The sequence below is a fragment of the Pseudomonas sp. FW305-28 genome (genome assembly GCF_017351395.1).
Taxonomy (GTDB): domain Bacteria; phylum Pseudomonadota; class Gammaproteobacteria; order Pseudomonadales; family Pseudomonadaceae; genus Aquipseudomonas; species Aquipseudomonas fluorescens_AA.
Window position 1 is genome coordinate 1 of sequence record NZ_JACNDD010000246.1, and the last position, 4,877, is coordinate 4,877.

At 64.5% G+C, this 4,877-nt stretch carries 5 protein-coding genes; 1 reads left to right on the plus strand and 4 read right to left on the minus strand.

Features of this window, described 5'->3' with window-relative positions:
* Positions 1 to 140: 140 nt before the first annotated feature.
* Positions 141 to 980, plus strand: coding sequence for a XopAW family type III secretion system calcium-binding effector (xopAW, locus tag J4E53_RS29685; RefSeq protein ID WP_103311327.1), 840 nt, complete (start codon positions 141 to 143; stop codon positions 978 to 980).
* Between the two features lie 95 nt (positions 981 to 1,075).
* Here the strand turns inward: xopAW and J4E53_RS29690 are convergent, their stop codons facing one another.
* The 4 genes from J4E53_RS29690 to J4E53_RS29705 all read right to left on the minus strand — a co-directional run bounded on the left by J4E53_RS29690 (position 1,076) and on the right by J4E53_RS29705 (position 4,766).
* Positions 1,076 to 2,113 carry an AI-2E family transporter gene (locus tag J4E53_RS29690; protein WP_060741180.1) on the minus strand — a complete coding sequence of 346 codons (1,038 nt, stop codon included), beginning with the start codon at positions 2,111 to 2,113 and terminating at the stop codon, positions 1,076 to 1,078.
* A gap of 62 nt (positions 2,114 to 2,175) precedes the next feature.
* On the minus strand, positions 2,176 to 2,994 hold the full coding sequence (locus J4E53_RS29695; RefSeq protein WP_060741179.1) for a DUF4892 domain-containing protein: 819 nt from the start codon (positions 2,992 to 2,994) through the stop codon (positions 2,176 to 2,178).
* 129 nt (positions 2,995 to 3,123) lie between these two features.
* Positions 3,124 to 3,975 carry an alpha/beta hydrolase gene (locus J4E53_RS29700; RefSeq protein WP_060741178.1) on the minus strand — a complete coding sequence of 284 codons (852 nt, stop codon included), beginning with the start codon at positions 3,973 to 3,975 and terminating at the stop codon, positions 3,124 to 3,126.
* On the minus strand, positions 3,972 to 4,766 hold the full coding sequence (locus J4E53_RS29705) for an alpha/beta fold hydrolase (RefSeq protein ID WP_103311325.1): 795 nt from the start codon (positions 4,764 to 4,766) through the stop codon (positions 3,972 to 3,974). Before J4E53_RS29705 ends, J4E53_RS29700 begins: the two co-directional genes overlap by 4 nt.
* Positions 4,767 to 4,877 lie beyond the last annotated feature (111 nt).

Below are 4,877 nucleotides of genomic sequence, written 5' to 3' on the forward strand. Positions count from 1 at the left end.
CCCGCTCCCACACTCGACACTGCGCCGGGACTGAGTTTGTACACCCACCGGTACAAACTCCACACACCCCCGACAACTCCCCCGCCGAGGCTGCATAAGCCGGTGCACCCACCGGCTATTCCAGCCCAAGGAGAGCGCCCATGATCGGTAGCGTCAGCAGTTACTCGACCTATACCAGCACCAGCAGTACCGCAACCAGCAGTGCCCGCAGCCAGCAGTTTCAAAAGGAACTGCTCAGCAAGCTCGACAGTGACGGCGACGGCTCGGTCAATCAGGAAGAGTTGAGCAGCGCCCTGTCGCAAAAAAGCGACGACGGCATCCTGGTCAGCCTGAGCGACAATTTTGGCGACCTGGACAGTGATGGCAGCGGTGACCTGAGCAGCGAGGAAATGGCCGCGATGGCGCCGCCACCTCCACCGCCACGGGACCAGGCGCCGAATACCGAACTGGCCGACGCGCTGCTCAGCGCCCTGGACGCCGACGGTGATGGCGTGGTCAGCAGCGACGAGTTGAGCAGCGGCCTGGCCAGCGCCGGCAGCAGTGCCGACAGCCAGCAAGTGTTCTCGGCCCTGGACAAGAACGAGGACGGCACCGTCAGCCTTGATGAACTGGCCGCCAGCCTCGCGCCACCGCCTCCCCCACCGCAACAGGCGTCCAGTGACGAACTGTTCAGCCAGCTCGACGCCGATGGTGACGCCACTGTCACCGCCAGCGAACTGAGCAGCGCCTTGCAGGCGAGCAACGGTACGTCGAGCACCGACACCAGCGCGATGCTGATGGAAGCCCTCGACAGCGACAGCAGCGGCGGGGTCGACAGCGACGAGCTCAACGACGCCTTGCAGGCCGGCCGCCGTAGCGACAGCACCAACGGGCAGGCCAATGGCAGCGAAGCGTTGAACAGAATGATCGCCAACCTCAGCCGGCAATACTCGCTGGATAACGTCGCGACGGTGGGGAAACACCTGAACGTGGCGACCTGATTCACCGGCAAGCCTGGATTGAAACTCACTCGTGGCGAGGGGATTTATCCCCTCGTCACGGCAATCCCCCCCGCCACAGGTGCTTGGTATTCAAGCTATCGCGCCTGGCTCTTGCTCCAGTCCGTCAACAGGCTGTAGGCCACCGCCAACAGGGTCGGGCCGATGAACAGGCCGATGAAACCGAAGGCGATCAACCCGCCGAACACCCCCAGCAACACGATGACCAGGGGCAGGTTTCCGCCACGGCTGATCAGGTAGGGTTTGAGCACGTTGTCCACGCCACTGATGATGAATGTGCCCCAGATGCCGAGGAACACCGCCATCCCGTATTCACCCTTCCACACCAGCCATGCCGTGGCGGGGATCCAGACCAGGGGTGGGCCCATGGGGATCAGGCTCAGCAGGAACGTGACGATCCCCAGTACCAGCGCCCCCGGCACCCCGGCGATCAGGAAGCCGATCAGCGCCAGCACGGCCTGGGCCGCCGCGGTGCCGATCACGCCGTTGACCACCCGCTGCACTGTACCGGCCACCAGTTCGATGTAGTAACCGGCACGGTCGCCGATCAGGCGTTCCAGCAAGCCATGGACGAACGCCGCCAGGCGCGGGCCGTCGCGATAGAAAAAGAACACGAACACAATACTCAGGGTCAGTTCGAGTATGCCGCCGCCAATCTGCGCACTGCGCGCCAACAGCCAGTTGCCGACCTGCCCCAGGTACGGCTTGATGGACACCATCATGGCCGCGCCCTGCTGATCGATGCTGTTCCAGATGCCCACCAGCCGCCCACCCACCAAGGGGATAGCGGCAAGCCAGTCTGGGGCTTCGGGCAAGCCATCGACTTGGACGTCCCTGATGAACGCGGTGGCATCGCGCACATGGTCGGCCAGGTTGAAACCCAACCACACCAGCGGCACCGCCACCAACAGCATCCAGCCCACCGTCAGTAACGCCGCCGCCAGGGATTCGCGACCATTGACCCAGCGGGTCAGCAGGCGCATCAGCGGCCAACTGGCGAATGCCAGCACCGCGCCCCAGAACAGCGCCGACCAGAACGGCGCCATGACCCAGAGGCTTGCGCCGAACAACACCAGGAGCAGGATCTGCACCAACAGCCGATCGTTATTGAGCATGTAGGGTCTCGAAAAATGAACAGGACCGGGGCACGGGTGTGAAACCACTGCCCCGAGACAGCTTAGCGCAGCAACTCCAGGTGCAGTCCCGCCGCCTCGCCGCTGGCGGCCTCCATGCGCGCCACCCGGACGCCCTGGCCCGCCAGCGCCTCAATCCAGTCCTCGGCCCGGGGCCCGGCGATACTGACCCGCAGGCCCGTGTCCAGGTTCAGCGCCCGGGACAACAGGCGCAACCAGGTGTCGTCCGGCTCGCCGGCAAGACGCGGCAAGTCCAGGACCCCGGTGTCCTTGAGCTGGCGCAACAGGGTGGCCGATGTCGGCAGCAAGTCCCCCAACGCAGCATTCGCCTCGAACTGCTCGACATGCAGGTAGGCCTTGCGATTGCCGCGGGTGATGGCATACAGCGCAATCAGCGTGCTGTCCGCGGGCGGCGCCAGGCGCAGCAACAGGAAGGCCTGGCCGTTGTCGGCGCCATAGAGCTTGGCGTTGCCGAAGACATCGTTGGCCCACAGGCTGCTTTCGCCGCAATCGCGGGCCTGGCACCAGAACAACAGCTCGGCGCCCTGTTTCTGCAACGCTTCGCGCGCCGCGGTAAAGGCCTGGGTCGCGGAATGTTCCGGCGGCAGCTCATAGGTGACCGACGTGACATTCCCACGGGCATCGACTTGGCCGTCAAAGCGCAACTGGCCGCTGATCTTGCGGATCGAGCCCATGGGGTAGACACGTTCCAGGTCGCTGGTTTGCCGATAATCGACGATCTGTGCATCGGGCATGCGTGGCACGCGATCCAGGTCGCGACTGCCCGGCACATCGACGGCGAACGACGCAGGGCTGAAGCAGGCCAGCACCAGCAGGACGAGTAAGTGAACGGATAATTTCATCGGATCGGCTTGGCCTGGGACGCTTGGACGCGACGGGCGTCGCCGATGCACCGCGAGGCTGGCAAACAGAGGTCTGTCATGGTTGTCTCCCTTTCAACCCGCTCAGCCTCGACAGTTGCCCGGCGCAAGTCAAGGAACAGTGAAGAACCGATTGAAACAGTCTGCTACAAGCCCGGCACCGACCTCATCGTTAAGGTGCAGATGATGGCCTCCAGGCAACTGCTCATGACTGAAGGGTAGACGCTCCAGCAGCTCCGGGTGCTGGGCCAGCATGCCATCGGCCGCCACCACCAGATGCGCCGGACAAGCGACCCGCGCAACGAACGCCATGGCCTGCTCCTCGGTCAGGCGCAGGGGCGATGGCAGGGTCAGGCGGTTGTCGGTGCGCCAGGTATAGCCTCCGGGCACCGGCATCAGGCCGCGCTGGGCCAGCAACTCGGCGGCCTCGCGGCTGACCGCTACCAACCCCTTCATACGCGCTTCGATGGCCCGGTCGAGGGTTTTGTAGACCGGCTTGCGTTTTTGCTGCAAATCCAACTGGGCTTGCAGGGCCATGCCCATGCGTTCGGCCGCGCTATCGCCTTTGGCTGTAGGAGGAATCACCCCGTCGATCAACCCCAGGTGCGTCACCCGTTCCGGCAGGGAACCGGCCAGCACCAGCGAGACAATGGCACCCATGGAATGCCCCAGCAGGGCGAAGCGCTTCAAGCCCAGTTGTTCGGCCACTTGCAGCACATCATGGACGTAGTCCCACAAGGCATAGCTGGCACCCGGCGGTCGATGCCCGGAATGACCGTGACCGGCCATGTCCAGGGCGATCACCCGCAGCCCCTCGAGCCTGGGCGCCAGGCGGGCGAAGCTGTTGGCGTTGTCCAGCCAACCGTGCAGGGCAATCACCGGCAGCCCGTCTTCCGGGCCAAACAAATGAGCCGCCAGCTCGATGTGAGGCAGGCTCAGGCGGACCTCCTCGACCATGCTCATGCGCTGCGCCCTTCCCAACGCTGGAACAGGTTCTTGAGCAGGTTGGCCGTGTCTTGTGGACGTTCGAGAGGAAACATATGGCCGCCGGGCATGCTCAGGGATTCGCCATGGAGCATACGCCCCACCGAACGGGTGTGATGCCGCATCACCACGCGACTCTGCCGGCCGCGCACCACCGCCAGCGGCACCTTGAGCTTGCGGGGCCGTCCTGGGCTGGTGTGCGGCACGCCGCGGTAGATACTGATTTCCGTGGCCGGGTCGAAGCGCAGGCGCAACCGGTCGCCGACTTGTTGCAGGCCGTGTTGCAGGTAGGCGTCGAAGCAATCCGGGTCAAAGCCGCGGAACAGTGTCTTGCCGGCAAAATACTGCCGGGCGGATTCCAGGTCAGCGAACTCCTCACGCCGGCCCAAGGTCCGGCCCGCCGGGGTCAGGCGATCGATGAACCCCAGGCGCTTGGCGGCCAGGATCACCCACTGGTCGGTACGGGTCAGCACTGGCGAATCGAGCATGACCACGCCGCGATACAACTGCGGGTAGCGCAACGCCGCGTGCAGGTGCAGCACGCCACCCAGGGAGTGGCCAACGCCCCACACCGGCGCCGGTTGCTGCTCCAGGTGATGGATCAGTTCGTCCACCAGGTTGTGCCAGTTATCGTCCACCGGAAAACGCGGGTCATGGCCGTGCAGTTCCAGATGCGCGACCTGGTACTGCGGCGCCAATGCGGCGAACAGCTTGCCGTAGGTGGCCGAGGGAAAACCATTGGCATGGGCGAAAAAAATCTGTTGCGACATGACAGCCGATCCATTGGGGGAACTGCGGCAGATTGTCCGCAGAACCCGACGGCGCGGCAATGACCGTAACTGACAGGAATGATGACAGTCGGGCTTGGGCTATGGGGGTTA

What these genes read in the sequence shown, in the direction of transcription:
- J4E53_RS29700 (WP_060741178.1), bottom strand. Translation starts at nt 3,975, where the DNA reads ATGAGCATGGTCGAGGAGGTCCGCCTGAGCCTGCCTCACATCGAGCTG.
- J4E53_RS29690 (WP_060741180.1), bottom strand. Translation starts at nt 2,113, where the DNA reads ATGCTCAATAACGATCGGCTGTTGGTGCAGATCCTGCTCCTGGTGTTG.
- J4E53_RS29695 (WP_060741179.1), bottom strand. Translation starts at nt 2,994, where the DNA reads ATGAAATTATCCGTTCACTTACTCGTCCTGCTGGTGCTGGCCTGCTTC.
- xopAW (WP_103311327.1), top strand. Translation starts at nt 141, where the DNA reads ATGATCGGTAGCGTCAGCAGTTACTCGACCTATACCAGCACCAGCAGT.
- J4E53_RS29705 (WP_103311325.1), bottom strand. Translation starts at nt 4,766, where the DNA reads ATGTCGCAACAGATTTTTTTCGCCCATGCCAATGGTTTTCCCTCGGCC.